General features: G+C 73.8%; 14 protein-coding genes. 9 read left to right on the top strand and 5 right to left on the bottom strand.

The features are described from left to right. Positions 1-11 precede the first annotated feature (11 nt). From eutC to ACFWEE_RS13795, 3 genes are all read right to left on the bottom strand, one after another. The gene (gene eutC / locus ACFWEE_RS13805; RefSeq protein ID WP_386888889.1) at positions 12-803 is read right to left on the bottom strand and encodes an ethanolamine ammonia-lyase subunit EutC; all 792 of its coding nucleotides are present in this window, start codon (positions 801-803) and stop codon (positions 12-14) included. After that, positions 800-2,197 carry an ethanolamine ammonia-lyase subunit EutB gene (locus ACFWEE_RS13800; RefSeq protein ID WP_386888887.1) on the bottom strand — a complete coding sequence of 466 codons (1,398 nt, stop codon included), beginning with the start codon at positions 2,195-2,197 and terminating at the stop codon, positions 800-802. The genes eutC and ACFWEE_RS13800 overlap by 4 nt, the downstream gene beginning before the upstream one ends. 99 nt (positions 2,198-2,296) lie before the next feature. Continuing rightward, entirely contained in the window at positions 2,297-3,499 is a 1,203-nt protein-coding gene (locus tag ACFWEE_RS13795) for an amino acid deaminase/aldolase (RefSeq protein ID WP_386888886.1), read from the bottom strand. Between the two features lie 257 nt (positions 3,500-3,756). Here ACFWEE_RS13795 and ACFWEE_RS13790 point away from each other — a divergent pair, with 257 nt between their 5' ends. Next, positions 3,757-5,295: a hypothetical protein gene (locus ACFWEE_RS13790; RefSeq protein ID WP_386888884.1), complete on the top strand. Its 1,539-nt coding sequence runs from the start codon at positions 3,757-3,759 to the stop codon at positions 5,293-5,295. Next, positions 5,292-6,527: a type VII secretion-associated serine protease mycosin gene (mycP, locus tag ACFWEE_RS13785; protein ID WP_386888882.1), complete on the top strand. Its 1,236-nt coding sequence runs from the start codon at positions 5,292-5,294 to the stop codon at positions 6,525-6,527. Before ACFWEE_RS13790 ends, mycP begins: the two co-directional genes overlap by 4 nt. Before the next feature lie 28 nt (positions 6,528-6,555). On the opposite strand, the gene ACFWEE_RS13780 is transcribed toward mycP, so the two are convergent. Beyond that, positions 6,556-7,503 carry a serine hydrolase gene (locus ACFWEE_RS13780; protein ID WP_386888880.1) on the bottom strand — a complete coding sequence of 316 codons (948 nt, stop codon included), beginning with the start codon at positions 7,501-7,503 and terminating at the stop codon, positions 6,556-6,558. 85 nt (positions 7,504-7,588) lie between these two features. Here ACFWEE_RS13780 and ACFWEE_RS13775 point away from each other — a divergent pair, with 85 nt between their 5' ends. Both ACFWEE_RS13775 and ACFWEE_RS13770 read left to right on the top strand, forming a co-directional pair. After that, entirely contained in the window at positions 7,589-8,317 is a 729-nt protein-coding gene (locus tag ACFWEE_RS13775) for an SseB family protein (protein ID WP_386888878.1), read from the top strand. Between the two features lie 231 nt (positions 8,318-8,548). Then, a complete protein-coding gene (locus tag ACFWEE_RS13770; protein ID WP_386888876.1) occupies positions 8,549-9,280 on the top strand; it encodes an MIP family channel protein in 732 nt (243 codons plus the stop codon). 85 nt (positions 9,281-9,365) lie between these two features. Here ACFWEE_RS13770 and ACFWEE_RS13765 read toward each other — a convergent pair whose 3' ends face one another. Then, the gene (locus tag ACFWEE_RS13765; RefSeq protein ID WP_386888874.1) at positions 9,366-9,725 is read right to left on the bottom strand and encodes a DUF1844 domain-containing protein; all 360 of its coding nucleotides are present in this window, start codon (positions 9,723-9,725) and stop codon (positions 9,366-9,368) included. Between the two features lie 410 nt (positions 9,726-10,135). Here ACFWEE_RS13765 and infC point away from each other — a divergent pair, with 410 nt between their 5' ends. The 5 genes from infC (at position 10,136) to ACFWEE_RS13740 (ending at position 13,977) form a co-directional block, all read left to right on the top strand. Next, positions 10,136-10,798 (top strand): translation initiation factor IF-3, encoded by a 663-nt coding sequence (gene infC / locus ACFWEE_RS13760; protein WP_386889037.1) that lies wholly within the window; start codon positions 10,136-10,138, stop codon positions 10,796-10,798. Between the two features lie 118 nt (positions 10,799-10,916). After that, positions 10,917-11,111 carry a 50S ribosomal protein L35 gene (gene rpmI / locus ACFWEE_RS13755; RefSeq protein ID WP_266702544.1) on the top strand — a complete coding sequence of 65 codons (195 nt, stop codon included), beginning with the start codon at positions 10,917-10,919 and terminating at the stop codon, positions 11,109-11,111. A 114-nt stretch (positions 11,112-11,225) separates the two neighbouring features. Beyond that, the gene (gene rplT, locus ACFWEE_RS13750) at positions 11,226-11,609 is read left to right on the top strand and encodes a 50S ribosomal protein L20 (protein WP_275495100.1); all 384 of its coding nucleotides are present in this window, start codon (positions 11,226-11,228) and stop codon (positions 11,607-11,609) included. 187 nt (positions 11,610-11,796) lie between these two features. Then, entirely contained in the window at positions 11,797-12,636 is an 840-nt protein-coding gene (locus ACFWEE_RS13745; protein ID WP_386888872.1) for a TrmH family RNA methyltransferase, read from the top strand. A gap of 201 nt (positions 12,637-12,837) precedes the next feature. Beyond that, on the top strand, positions 12,838-13,977 hold the full coding sequence (locus ACFWEE_RS13740; RefSeq protein ID WP_386888870.1) for an ATP-binding protein: 1,140 nt from the start codon (positions 12,838-12,840) through the stop codon (positions 13,975-13,977). Positions 13,978-14,019: the final 42 nt, after the last annotated feature.

The raw sequence follows: 14,019 nt of genomic DNA, 5'->3' as shown, positions 1-14,019 counted from the left end.
CCGGACAGCCCTCAGTCCAGCGCCGCCGGACCCCCGGGCTCCTCGCCACCGAGCGCCACCCCCGAGAGCCCGAGCCGCTTAGCCCCCGCGACGAGGGAGGCGATCGTGCGTGCCGCCGCCGGGTAGCCGAGCCCGGCCGGGGGGTGGATGTTGGAGACGCAGTTGCGCTCCGCGTCCCGCCGCCCGGTCCGGGGCCCGTACGTCAGATACACCCCGAGGCTGTCGGCGGCGCTGAGCCCGGGGCGTTCGCCGATCAGGACGAGCACCAGCCGGGCGCCGACCCGTTCCCCGATCTCGTCCCCGAGCGCCACCCGCGCCTGGGAGGCGAGGACCACCGGAACGGCCTCCCGGCCACCGCCACCGTCCCCGCTCCTGCCTCCGCTCCCGTCGAGCAGCGGCACCAGCGCCCCCAGCAGCGGCAGCGCGTGGAGCTGGACCGCCGTGGCGGAGAGCCCGTCCGCGATCACCACCAGCGTGCCGCCGCCGGGCAGCCCCGCCAGGCGCGGCCCGTCGTCCGGGTGCAGCCTCCGGCCCAGATCGGGGCGGCGCAGATAGACCGCCCGGTCCGGGGCGGCGCTGCGCACCTCGGCGACCGGATGGCCCGTCAGCCCCGCACGCAGGGCGGCGAAGTCCACCGCCTGGTGGACCGCGTCCCGCGCCAGGGCGTGCGCCGCCTGGAACTCCAGCAGACGCCGCGACGGCAGCCCCTGGCCCGTCCGCCCGAGCCCCACCCGGGCCGGAGTGTGCCGCCGCAGCGGCTCCCAGGGATCGGGGTTCTCCGCGGCCTTCTCCGGGTCCGTCACGCTTCTCCGATCATCGCGGCGAGACCGGCGGCCAGCGGGCTCTGCGCGACCGGCGCCACCGCCCGGCCCTCGGAGTCGTACATCCCCATCCGCTCCATCCACGCCTCGAACTCCGGCGCCGGACGCAGCCCCAGCACGGACCGTACGTACAGCGCGTCGTGGAAGGAGGTGGACTGGTAGTTCAGCATCACGTCGTCGGAGCCCGGGACGCCCATCACGAAGGTGCAGCCCGCCACCCCGAGCAGCGTCAACAGGCTGTCCATGTCGTCCTGGTCGGCCTCGGCGTGGTTGGTGTAGCAGACGTCGACGCCCATCGGCAGACCGAGCAGCTTGCCGCAGAAGTGGTCCTCCAGGCCCGCCCGGACGATCTGCTTGCCGTCGTAGAGGTACTCCGGGCCGATGAACCCGACCACCGTGTTGACCAGCAGCGGACGGAACCGCCGCGCCACGGCGTAGGCGCGGGCCTCCAGCGTCTGCTGGTCGACGCCGTGGTGCGCGTCGGCGGAGAGCGCGCTGCCCTGGCCGGTCTCGAAGTACATGACGTTGTCCCCGAGTTCGCCCCGCCCCAGCGAGAGCGCCGCGTCGTGGGCCTCCGCGAGCAGGGTCAGATCGATGCCGAACGCGCGGTTGGCGGCCTCGGTCCCGGCGACCGACTGGAAGACCAGATCCACCGGAGCGCCCCGCTCGATCGCCCGGAGCGTCCGCGTGACATGGGCGAGCACACAGGTCTGCGTCGGGATCGCGTAACGCTGCCGGATCTCGTCCGTCAGCCGCAGCAGATCCGTCACCGAGGCCAGGGAGTCGGACGCCGGGTTGATGCCGATGACCGCGTCCCCGCAGCCGTACAGCAGCCCGTCGAGCACGGAGGCCGCGACGCCCCGGGGATCGTCCGTCGGGTGGTTGGGCTGGAGGCGCACCGAGAGCCGCCCCGGCAGTCCGATCGTGTTCCGGAACCGGGTGACGACCGTGCACGCGCGGGCCACCTGGATCAGATCCTGGTTGCGCATCAGCTTGCTCACCGCGGCGGCCATCTCCGGGGTGAGCCCCGGCGCCAGCGCCGCGAGCGCGGCGGGGGTCGCCCGGTGGGAGAGCAGCCAGTCGCGGAACCCGCCGACCGTCAGCCCGGCGACGGGCGCGAACGCACCGGCGTCGTGGGTGTCGACGATCAGCCGGGTGACCTCGTCGTCCTCGTAGGGCACCACCGGATCTTCGAGGAAGGCCCGCAGTTCCACCTCGGCCAGCGCGATCCGGGCCGCCGTACGCTCCGCGTCGCTCCGCGCGGCGACCCCCGCGAGCTCGTCCCCGGAACGCGCCGGACCGGCCCGGCCGAGCAGTTCGCGCAACCCGTCGAACCGGAAACCGACCACCCCGACGGAGGCCGTGTACTGGGGCATCCCCGCACTCCTTCACCCGACAGGCGCTGAGCCCCCGAGCCTGCCACACGGCGCACCCTCTTCGGAGGAGGGGCCGCGCCGCCGCACGGCGCACCGTCCTCAGAGGAACGTCCGTCCCTCGCCCCGGTACGTCGGCACGGTGGCCGTGATCCGGTCGCCCTCGATCAGGTGCAACGCGTCGAACCGCTCGCACAGTTCGCCCGCCTTCGCGTGCCGGAACCACACCTTGTCGCCGATCAGCAGATCGTCGGCGGCCGACCCCAGCAGCGGCGTCTGGACCTCGCCGGGCCCCTCCTGCGGGTCGTAGCGCAGCCCCTGCGGGAGGTACGGGACGGGGAGCCGGTCCGGGCCCGCCGCGCCGGACGCCGGATAGCCGCCGCCCAGCACCGTCACCACGCCCACCCCCGGCCTGCGCACGACGGGCTGCGCGAAGAGCGCCGCCGGACGCCCGGTGAACGACGTGTAGTTGTCGAAGAGCCGGGGGACGTACAGCCCCGATCCGGCCGCGATCTCCGTCACCGCGGACTCCGCCGCGGTGTGCTGCACGCTGCCGGTGCCGCCCCCGTTGACGAACTCCAGGTCCGGCACGACCGCGCGCACCGCACGCACCACCTCGGCCCGGCGCACCACCAGCTCCCGGCGGGCCGTCGCCTGCATCAGCCGGATGGCCCGGGACCGCAGCGGACGCCCGGAGACCGCGTCCCCGACCCCCGCGATGTGCCCCTCGTACGCCATCAGGCCCACCAGGCGGAACCCCGGCCGCCGGGCCACCGACCGTGCCAGTTCGGCCAGTCGGTCGGGGGAACGCAGCGGCGAGCGGAGCGCGCCGACCCTCACCCGGCCGCCCAGCAGGCGCAGCGAGGTGTCCAGCTCCAGCGCGACCCGGATCTCCTCCGCGCCGCCCGCGCGGGACGCGTCGATCAGCTCCAGCTGCGCCGGGTCGTCCACCATCACCGTCACCGAGGCGGCGAGCTTCGGGTCGGCGGCCAGCTCGGCGAAGGCCGAGCGGTCGGCGGACGGGTAGGCGAGCAGCACGTCGTCGAAGCCCGCCCGGGCCAGCCAGAGCGACTCCGCCAGGGTGAAGGACATGATCCCCGCGAACCCCGGCCGGGCGAGCACCCGTTCCAGCAGGGCCCGGCAGCGGACGGACTTGCTCGCCACCCGGATCGGCTTCCCGGCGGCGCGGGCGACGAGGTCGTCGGCGTTGGCGTCGAACGCCTCCAGGTCGACCACCGCGAGCGGTGCGTCGAGATGGGCGGTGGCCCGGTCGTAACGGGCCCGGTCGGTGGCGCGCACAGTCATGGCGGCAGCTTGCCAGAGAGGCGTACCCGCCGGTAAGGGCCCGTGCGGAACAGCCGTTCCACGATCCCGCCCCCCGCCGGACCCGGTACGGGCGCAACCGGCCGGGAACGGAAGGCGCGGAAGCGACGCCCGGACGGACCCGTTCCCCGCGGCCCGCCCGCAGCCCGTAGAGTGACCGGCACGCGGCGACCAACGGGCTTGCCCGGGTGCGTGTTCCGCGAGCGGCAGCGGTACGCGAGGTGAATCAGGGGGACGGGATGAGCACCGAGGCGCAGCACGCTCCCGTGCCGCCCCGCCCACCGGTCCCGCCCGGCACCACCACGCCCCCGCCCGGCGCCGCCACCCCCCAGCCGCCCGGAGCTCCCACGCCGGTCCCGGGCGCCGCCGCCCCCGGCGCTCCCGCCCCGACCGCACCCGCCGTGCCCGCGCCGCCCGCCGGGCCTCCGCCTGTTCCCGCCCCGTCCGCACCCGCCTTGCCCGCCCCGTCCGCACCCGCCGTGCCCGCCCCGTCCGCACCCGCCGTGCCCGCGCCGCCCGCCGGGCCTCCGGCCGTTCCTCCCGCGCCCGCCGCCTCCTCCGGCCGGCCCCCCTCCGACTCCGGGCGGATCACCTCCGAGACCACCCGGCGCCTGCGCCCGGGAACCCCGGCCGCGCAGCCCCCCGTACCGCCTCCGGTGCCGCCGTCCGTCCCCGCACCGACCCCGTCCGAGACCACCACCCGGCTGCGGCCCGTCCCGGCCGCCCCCGCGCGCCCCGCACCCCAGGTCCCGGGAGCCCGGCCCCCGTCCGCGCCCGTCCAGCCGCCCGCCCAGCCGCCCGTGCTGCCGTCCGTCCAGCCGTCCGTGCCGCCGCCCGCCGCCCGGCGCAGGCCCGTCGGGGCGGTGGACCTCACCCCGCCGCCCGGCGCCCTGCCCGGCCCGCCGCCGGCCCCGTACGGGACGCGGCCCCCCGGCCCGTACCCCGTACCGCCGCGCTACGGCTTCCCCGAAACGCCGATGGAGCGGACCACCCGGCTGCGGCCGATCAGGCCGGAGCCCCGGCAGCGGGCCAGGACCGTCGCCGCGGCCGTCTGCGTCGTGCTCGGCATCGGCCTGATCGGCGGGGCGGCGGCCGGGGTGTGGCTCACCGACGACGCCTCCGCCTCGTCCGGCGGGAACACCTCCTGGTCCACCGCGCGCAGCGCCTGGCACAGCCTCCCCGTCGACACGCTCTTCCCCCGCACCCTCCAGGGCAGGGGGGCCGGGCCGGGCGGAGCCGACCGGGTGTGGACCCGGCTCGGGGTGGCCGCCGACGGCGACTGCGCCGAGGCCTTGGACCCGTTGCTGGTACGCGCCCTCGGACCGGTCGGCTGCGTACGCGTGGTCCGCGCCACCTACACCGACGCGACGCGCAGCACGGTCACCACCGTCGGCATGGTCTTCACGGAGGCGGACGACGCCGCGATGCGGGCGCTCGCCACCCGGTTCGCCGACCAGAAGCTCGGCGAGCGCAAGGACCTGATGCCCCGTACGTACCCCGTGCCGGGCACCGCTGCCGAGGGGTTCGGGGCCGCCCAGCGTGCCGCCTGGACGACGCACGTCCTGACCGAGCTGCCCGTCCTCGTGTACGCGGTCTCCGGATTCGCGGACGGACGGGCCGTCACCGGTCCGCAGCCCGCCGCCCTGGCCATGGCCAGGGGCGCCACCACGGCCGTCGCCGAGGCGGGCCTAGGCAACGACGCCGAGGGCGTGGCCGACCGGGTGGAACGCGCCCTGCGCACGACGGTCGCCGACCTGACGGAGAAGAAGCCGCGATGAGCACCCGCGTCCCCGCCGCACCCGGCACCGCCCGCGCCACCGCCGCCACCGGGCGGGCGAGGGCCGTGCGGGCCCTCGTCGCCGCCTCTGCCGCCGGGCTGCTCGCGCTGCTGCCCGCCACCCCGGCGCGGGCCGACGCCATCCGCGACCAGCAGTGGGCCCTCGCCTCCCTCCACACCGACCAGGCCTGGCGGACGACCAAGGGCAGGGGCATCACCGTCGCGGTGCTCGACACCGGCGTCGACGACAGCCACCCCGACCTCGCCGGTGGAGTGCTCCCCGGCAAGGACCTCATCGGCTTCGGCGCGGGCCCCGGCGACAAGGCGTGGGCCCTGCACGGCACCGCCATGGCCGGCATCATCGCCGGGCACGGCAACGGTCCCGGCCAGAGCGACGGCGTGCTCGGCGTCGCACCCGAGGCGAAGATCCTGCCGGTCCGGGTGATCCTGGAATCCACCGACGCGGCCCGGTCGAAGGCGCGCAAGTCCCGGGGAACCGCACTCGCCGACGGCATCCGCTGGGCCGCCGACCACGGTGCCGACGTCATCAACCTCTCGCTGGGCGACGACAGCAAGTCCGCCCACGCGGACGCCTCCGAGGACAACGCCATCCAGTACGCCCTCGCGAAGGGCGTCTCCGTCGTCGCCTCGGCGGGCAACAGCGGCGAGAAGGGGGACAGCACCTCCTACCCGGCGGCCTACCCCGGCGTCATCGCCGTCGCCGCCGTCGACAAGTACGGCACCCACGCCTCGTTCTCCACCCGGCACTGGTACGCCACCGTCAGCGCGCCCGGCGTCGACATCGTCGTCGCCAACCCGGACCGGCACTACTACATCGAGTGGGGTACCTCGGCCGCCGCGGCCTTCGTGTCCGGAGCCGTCGCCCTGGTCCGTGCCGCGCACCCCGGCCTCACCCCGGCCGAGATCAAGACGCTCCTCGCGAAGACGGCCCGTGACGCCCCGGCCGGCGGCCGGGACGACACCCACGGCTACGGCATCGTCGATCCGCCGGCGGCCATCGCGGCGGGCGGGGACGCCGCACAGGCGGACGGCAAGGCCGCCGCGGCCGGTTACGGCAAGAAGTACTTCGGCTCCGGCCCCGACCCCGCGACCGACGGCGGCGGACCGGCCGCCTGGACCGCCCCGGCCGCCGGAGTGGCGGGCGTCCTGTTCCTGGCGGTCGCCGTGGTGCTGTGGCGCGGCAGGAACCGCCCGGCCTCCCCCTTCGGCTGACCCGCCGCCCTCTCGGCCCGCCGCGTCGTCAGCCGGCCGCCGCGAGCGCCCCCACCGCCGCCTTCGCCGCCGCCTCGACCAGCGTGATCCCCGCCTGCTGGGTGGCGTGCCCGTCGCTGAGCACGGCCACCAGATACGTCCTGCCGTCCGACTCGACCCGCCCCACGCTGTTGATGTCCCACAGCCCGGTGGTGGTCCGGGGCATCCAGCCGTTCTTCAGGAGCGCGTCGCCGCCCGCCGCGGAGACGCCCCACCGCTGGTCCGCCTCCACCCGGCCCATCAGCTCCTGGACGTAGGCCCGCGACGTCGCCGACAGTGGGGAGTCCGCGGTCCCGGCGGACGGGGCGAACACCGCCTCCAGCAGCCGCACCTGGTCGGCCGCGTCGGTCTGGCTCAACCCCCACGCGTGGGAGGCGGTCGTACCGGTCAGCCCCAGCCGCTCGTTCGCCGCGTCGAGCGCGCTCTCGCCGCCGACCACCTGGAGCAGCCGGGTGGCCGAGGCGTTGTCACTGTTCTCGATCATGGTGGCCGCCGAGGCCCGCTCGCTCGCGGTCAGCTCCCGGCCCTCGTCCTGCGCGGCCAGCAGCAACGCGGCCAGGATGTCCACCTTCACGATGCTGGCCGTGTCGAAGGTCTGCCCGGCGGTGCTCTCGTACGCCCCGCTCGCCCCGCTCTCCGTGTCGAGGACCGCGACCGACAGCCGTGCGTCACCGGCCACCGGCCGGACGGCCGCCGCCACCAGCGCGTCGTACTCCACCGCGGGCTCCTCACCTGTCGCGCTCGACGCCGCGGAGGGTGTACCGCCCCCCGGCGAGGCGGCCCGCGACGAGGCCGAGGCTACCGAGGCCACCGGGTCGGCCGCGCCGTCGGCCGAGCGGCTCGTCAGATACGCGCCGCCGGCCGCCGTACCGGCCAGCACGACCAACGCCGTCACCGAGGCGGACATCACTGACCTGCGTATTCTCCGTCGGGGCATGGCCGCACGCTAGGAACCGCATCTGAGAGGAGCCTGTGGCGAACCTGTCGTCCGGGTGAGAAAAGGGACCCACTACGCTCGTCCCGTGGAGCTCAAGAACATCCCGGACCCCGGTTTCTCCGACGACGACGGCACCGCCGCCCCCGAGCTGACGGCGGCGCTCACCGCGTGGTCGAAGGAGCGGTCGGCCGTCGGGCCGGTGCTCGCCGCCCTCCGTGAGGCCCGGCTCCTGGTACCCGTCGTCGCCGTCCTCGGCGAGGTGGAAGAGGACGAGAACGGGCTGCGCCGCGAGAAGACCAGCGACATGGCCGTCCCCACCCTCAAGGCGGGGAACCGGCGCGCGCTGCCCGCCTTCACCTCCACCGCGTCCCTGGCGCTCTGGGACCCGCAGGCCCGCCCCGTCGCCGTACCCCTCCACCAGGCGCTCCAGGCCGCCGCCCACGAGAAGGCGGACACGATCGTGCTGGACCTCGCCGGGCCCGTCGCCTTCGAGCTCTCCGGCTCCGCGCTGCGCGCCCTCGCCGAGGGACGGACCAGCGCCGACCCGCTGGACGACCCCGCCGTCGTCACGGCCGTACGGGACGTCGTCGCGGCCGAACCCGCCGTGCTCCGAGCCCACCTGGGCCCGGGCAGCGCCGACGGCACCCTCGCGCTCGTCCTCGCCCCGGACGCCGTACCCGCCGAGGCCGCGCGTCGGGTGGCCTCCGCGCTCTCCGCCAGCGAGGTGCTGCGCGCCCGGCTCGTACGCGGCCTCGACCTCGCCGTGCTGCCGGCCGACGCGCCCGCTCCCGGCGAGGCGCTCTTCTCCCGCTGAGCGTCCGGCGCGTTCTTCTCCCGATGGGCGTCCGGCGCGCTCTTCTCCCGAGGGTGTCCGGCCGCCGCGCGAGTCTGCCGGGCGCACGGCTGGTGACGGCCGTCCGCAGGGCGCATGGTCGGCCTCCGGAGCGGTCCCCGCCACCTGAACGGCTCAGCGAGCGCGTCCGTCCCTTTGCCCGGAAACTGGGCGAAGTGAAATAAAGCCGGACGAACTTCGCGAGGTGGTTGTATGCAGACGCGGACAGTTGTCTCAGAGTTCCTGGGGACACTGCTCCTGGTGTTCTTCGCCGTCGGCTCCGCGGTGCTCGCCGTCGACTTCATCGGAACGGTGGGCATCGCCCTCGCGTTCGGGTTCACCCTGCTGGCGCTCGCCTACGCGCTCGGGCCGATCTCCGGCTGCCACGTGAACCCCGCGGTGACCCTCGGCATGCTGATGGCCCGGCGCATCGACCCCCGTACGGCGGTCACCTACTGGGTCGCCCAGTTCGCGGGCGGCATCGCGGGAGCGGCGCTGCTCTTCCTGCTGGCGAAGCAGGTCCCGGGACTCCAGACGCACGGCAAGTTCGGCAGCAACGGCTACGGCGCCCGCTCGGAGGTCCACCTCAGTCAGGGCGGCGCGTTCCTCGCCGAGGTGGTGCTGACGTTCCTGCTGGTCTTCGTCGTCCTGGCGGTGACCCACAAGGTCGCGGTGATCGGCTTCGACGGCCTCCCCATCGGCCTGTCGCTCGCGGTGATCCACCTGGTGGGCATCCCGTTGACCGGTACGTCGGTCAACCCCGCCCGGAGCCTGGGACCCGCCCTCTTCGCCGGCGGCCCCGCCCTCTCCCAGCTCTGGCTCTTCATCGTGGCGCCACTCGTGGGCGGCGTCATCGCCGCGCTCGCCCACCGTCTGACGCACCCGGTCTCCACGGGTGCCGCCGAGGCGGGCGACGTTCCGGCCGACGAGGCGGGGACGGCCTGAACGACGGCATCCGCCGGACAGTACGGAGCCCGCCGTCCCCACAGGGGAGGCGGGCTCCGTACTGTTGTCCGGCGGCGGACAACCCTTAGCCGTAGACCGGACCCGTGTACTTCTCGCCCGGCCCGGTGCCCGGCTCGTCCGGTACGAGCGAGGCCTCGCGGAAGGCGAGCTGGAGCGACTTCAGCCCGTCGCGCAGCGGCGATGCGTGGAAGGTACTGATCTCGGTCGTGCTGGCGTCCAGCAGGCCGGCGAGGGCGTGCACGAGCTTGCGGGCCTCGTCGAGGTCCTTGTGCTCCTCGCCCTCCTCGGTCAGGCCGAGCTTCACGGCGGCTGCGCTCATCAGGTTGACCGCGACGGTCACGATCACCTCGACGGCGGGGACCTCCGCGATGTCGCGGGCCATCGCGTCGAAGCCGGGGTTCTCGGTGCTGGGGGCGTCACTCATGCCCCACACGATACGGCGGATCCCGTACGTCCCCGCGCGCGGGAGCCGGACCGGGCGGCCGGGCGGCCGTGCGGCACACGATTTACGTTTCCGTCCGGCGACTGCTAACCTTGTGTAACGACCGGCCGGACACCTATGTGCTCGGCCCACAAGTGGAGGCTCCGATCTCCCACCTGGTCGCCCTCAGGGCGACGGGTCACCGGTCAGACGGCCACCATCGTTCCGTACGGACGATGGAGCCGTCCGATGCGCCCCGCGGATTGCACGCGGCGGTGTTCCGGTATTTCCAGGAGCCCCGCCTGTGTTCCCGTCCGGGGCATTTTTCATATCCCGGCGCGGTTGGTCTTGTCGAAAACAGACGTTACGAGGCTGTCCGCCAGGCGGTCCCGTGGTGCTACCTAGGAGGATCCATCAGCGCCGAGCCCCGCATCAACGACAGGATTCGCGTTCCCGAGGTGCGACTTGTCGGACCCAGCGGCGAGCAGGTCGGGATTGTTCCGCTTGCCAAGGCCCTGGAGCTCGCACAGGAGTACGACCTCGACCTGGTCGAGGTGGCGGCGACCGCCCGTCCGCCCGTGTGCAAGCTCATGGACTACGGGAAGTTCAAGTACGAGTCGGCCATGAAGGCCCGTGAGGCGCGCAAGAACCAGGCGCACACGGTCATCAAGGAGATGAAGCTCCGGCCGAAGATCGACCCGCACGACTATGACACCAAGAAGGGTCACGTCGTCCGGTTCCTGAAGCAGGGCGACAAGGTCAAGATCACGATCATGTTCCGTGGTCGTGAGCAGTCCCGCCCGGAGCTCGGCTTCCGCCTGCTCCAGCGTCTCGCTTCGGACGTCGAGGAACTCGGCTTCATCGAGTCCAACCCCAAGCAGGACGGCCGGAACATGATCATGGTTCTGGGCCCGCACAAGAAGAAGACCGAAGCCATGGCGGAGGCCCGCGAGGCGCAGGCCGCCCGCAAGGCCGAGCGCCAGGGCGCCACCCAGGACACCGAGTCCGCGGGTGAGTCCCCGGCCCAGGCCGAGGCTCCGGCCGAGGCTTCGGCCGAGACACCTTCCGAGGCATGACCTCGGGGCCGCCATCCAGGTGGCCCCCGGTCCTCCCGGAACCCACAGAGATCTGACGCCCCTGATTGCGCGGTGCCCGCACCGTGAGGGGCGCCACTGACGAGGAGAGAACGGCGCGATGCCGAAGAACAAGACGCACAGCGGTACCAGCAAGCGCTTCAAGATCACCGGCTCCGGCAAGGTGCTCCGCGAGAAGGCGGGCAAGCGCCACCTCCTGGAGCACAAGTCGTCCAAGAAGACCCGCTCGCTGACCGGCACGGTCGTCGTGGCTCCGGCCGACGCCAAGAAGATCAAGAAGCTTCTCGGCAAGTGAGGTCCTGGCCCCCGGTGAATCCGGGCGGCCGACCTCGATCACACCGGGACCAATTCGTTTCCGGGCTGGGTGCGTCGAAGACATGAACACCAGCCCCGCTACAAGGAGTTAAAAGTGGCACGCGTCAAGCGGGCAGTAAACGCCCACAAGAAGCGCCGGGCGATCCTCGAGGCCGCCAGCGGTTACCGCGGTCAGCGTTCGCGCCTGTACCGCAAGGCCAAGGAGCAGGTCACCCACTCCCTGGTCTACAACTACAACGACCGCAAGAAGCGCAAGGGCGACTTCCGCCAGCTCTGGATCCAGCGCATCAACGCCGCTGCCCGCCAGAACGGCATGACCTACAACCGCCTCATCCAGGGTCTGAAGGCCGCCAACATCGAGGTGGACCGCAAGATCCTGGCCGAGCTCGCGGTCAACGACGCCAACGCGTTCGCCGCCCTCATCGAGGTCGCGAAGAAGGCCCTCCCGGCCGACGTGAACGCCCCCAAGGCCGCCTGACCCAGGCGTACTTGAAGGTGCTTGACCCGGACCCGCAGGCGCTCGTCGCCTGCGGGTCCGGTGCGTCACACGCCCTCCCGGTGCGTCACACGCCCTCCCGGTGCGTCACACGCCCTCCCGGTGCGCGTGACCCGATCCGCCGGACACCCCCGAGTCCCGCCGCACGCAGAGAGGCCCGCCGCCGACCATGGGCATCCCCGAACTGATCTCCCCGCGTTCGCCCCGCGTCGCCGCCGCCCGGAGGCTGGCCAAGCGGAACTTCCGCGTCAAGGAGCGCCGGTTCATCGCCGAGGGGCCACAGGCCGTGCGCGAGGCCGCCACGCACCGGGGCGCCGACGGCGAACCCACCCTGATCGAGCTGTTCGCCACCGTGGAAGCCGCCGAGCGGTACACGGAGATCATCGACGCCGCCCACGCGGCCGGTGCCCGGGTGCACCTCGCCGACGCGGACGTCCTCGCCGACGTCTCCCAGACCGTCACCCCCCAGGGCCTGATCGGCGTCTGCCGCTTCCTGGACTCGCCGTTCGAGGACATCCTCGCCGCGAAGCCCCGCCTGGTGGCCGTACTGGCGAACGTACGCGACCCCGGCAACGCCGGTACGGTCCTGCGCTGCGCCGACGCGGCGGGCGCGGACGCCGTGGTCCTCACCGACGCCTCGGTCGACCTGTACAACCCCAAGTCGGTGCGCGCGTCGGTCGGCTCGCACTTCCACCTGCCGGTCGCGATCGGCGTACCGGTCGAGCTGGCCGTGCAGGGGCTGCGGGACGCCGGTGCGCGGGTGCTCGCCGCGGACGGGGCCGGTACCGCCGACCTCGACGACGAACTCGACGCCGGCACCATGGGCGGCCCCACCGCCTGGGTCTTCGGCAACGAGGCCTGGGGCCTCCCCGAGGAGACCCGCGCCCTCGCCGACGCGGTGGTCCGGGTGCCCATCCACGGCAAGGCGGAGAGCCTCAACCTCGCCACCGCCGCCGCCGTCTGCCTCTACGCCTCCGCACGCGCGCAGCGTCCCCGCACGGCTTCCTGACCCGGGCACCGCCGCACGCCCCCGCGGGGTGCCGCCGGTTCACCGACGCCCAGGGCCCGTACGGGGGTTGTCCCGCGGCGCCGCGGGGCCGGGCGCGCTCCTTCTTCCGCGCGACAACCCCGCACAGGCCCTAGTAGGGTGACGGGCTCGGGGCCCACTGCACCGGTTCGAGAGGTGGGGTACGGGAAAATGGCTGTCGGCATGAGCAGGCCACGTCGGACGACGAACACCGTCGTACGCCCCGGGGCGGACGCGTACGGAGCGGACGGCTCCGCTCCCTCGGACACCTTCCTCGGCGTCGAGCCGGACGACCTGCCGGACGGGCTGGTCGTCGCCGACCGGACCGGGCGCATCGTCTGCTTCAACGCCGCCGCCGTCAAGATCACTTCTGTGACGAAGGAAGTCGCCCTCGGGAGCGACCTGGAGCAGGCGCTGCCCCTCGAAGACCTCAAGGGCCGCCGCTGGTGGACCCTGACCGATCCCTACGGAGGCCTCGCCACCCGGGTCGGCCAGCCCGAGCGGAACCTGCTGCTTCCCGGTGGGCGCGAGGTCCTGGTCTCCGCGCGGTACGTCCGCGACCACCCCACCGGACCCGTCCGGCGGGTCGTCGTCCAGCTCCGTTCGACCGAGGCCCGCCGCCGTACCGAGCGCAGCCACTCCGACCTCATCGCCACCGTCGCCCACGAGCTGCGCTCCCCGCTGACCTCGGTCAAGGGGTTCACCGCCACGCTGCTCGCCAAGTGGGAACGTTTCTCCGACGACCAGAAGCGGCTGATGCTGGAGACGGTCGACGCCGACGCCGGCCGCATCACCCGCCTCATCGCCGAGCTGCTGGACATCTCCCGGATCGACTCCGGCCGGCTGGAGCTGCGCCGCCAGCCCGTCGACATCTCCGCCGCCGTCGCCCGCCACGTACAGGCCCTCGTCGCCAGCGGCCAGTCGCCCGACCGCTTCCTCGTCCGAACCGAGCACCCGCTGCCCGATCTCTGGGCCGACCCCGACAAGATCGACCAGGTGCTCGGCAACCTGCTGGAAAACGCGGTGCGCCACGGCGAGGGAACTGTCACCATCGACATCGCACCCGCTCCGGCGGACAACGACGAGACAGGAACGGCGGTCACCGTGAGCGACGAAGGGCCCGGCATCCCCGAGGAGTCGATGGCCCGCGTCTTCACCCGCTTCTGGCGCGGCAGCAAGCGCGGCGGCACCGGCCTGGGCCTCTACATCGTCAAGGGCATCGTCGCCGCCCACGGCGGCACCATCACGGTCGACCGGGCGCCCGGCGGGGGCGCGGAGTTTCGATTTATCCTGCCCGTGAGCACCCCCGCGTACCTGCGCTGATCAGGATCGCGCGGCGGGGCCCGGCGCCTTCGCACCACGTGG

The organism is Streptomyces sp. NPDC060184 (assembly GCF_042728795.1).
Lineage (GTDB): Bacteria > Actinomycetota > Actinomycetes > Streptomycetales > Streptomycetaceae > Streptomyces.
Note: the sequence above shows the minus strand (reverse complement) of the source record. Positions and strands in the feature narration are given on the sequence as shown.

Excerpts from the sequence above, each read along its gene's own strand:
- ACFWEE_RS13800 (WP_386888887.1), bottom strand. The coding sequence starts at position 2,197 with ATGCCCCAGTACACGGCCTCCGTCGGGGTGGTCGGTTTCCGGTTCGAC.
- ACFWEE_RS13795 (WP_386888886.1), bottom strand. The coding sequence starts at position 3,499 with ATGACTGTGCGCGCCACCGACCGGGCCCGTTACGACCGGGCCACCGCC.
- ACFWEE_RS13790 (WP_386888884.1), top strand. The coding sequence starts at position 3,757 with ATGAGCACCGAGGCGCAGCACGCTCCCGTGCCGCCCCGCCCACCGGTC.
- mycP (WP_386888882.1), top strand. The coding sequence starts at position 5,292 with ATGAGCACCCGCGTCCCCGCCGCACCCGGCACCGCCCGCGCCACCGCC.
- ACFWEE_RS13780 (WP_386888880.1), bottom strand. The coding sequence starts at position 7,503 with ATGCCCCGACGGAGAATACGCAGGTCAGTGATGTCCGCCTCGGTGACG.
- ACFWEE_RS13770 (WP_386888876.1), top strand. The coding sequence starts at position 8,549 with ATGCAGACGCGGACAGTTGTCTCAGAGTTCCTGGGGACACTGCTCCTG.
- ACFWEE_RS13765 (WP_386888874.1), bottom strand. The coding sequence starts at position 9,725 with ATGAGTGACGCCCCCAGCACCGAGAACCCCGGCTTCGACGCGATGGCC.
- rpmI (WP_266702544.1), top strand. The coding sequence starts at position 10,917 with ATGCCGAAGAACAAGACGCACAGCGGTACCAGCAAGCGCTTCAAGATC.
- ACFWEE_RS13745 (WP_386888872.1), top strand. The coding sequence starts at position 11,797 with ATGGGCATCCCCGAACTGATCTCCCCGCGTTCGCCCCGCGTCGCCGCC.
- ACFWEE_RS13740 (WP_386888870.1), top strand. The coding sequence starts at position 12,838 with ATGAGCAGGCCACGTCGGACGACGAACACCGTCGTACGCCCCGGGGCG.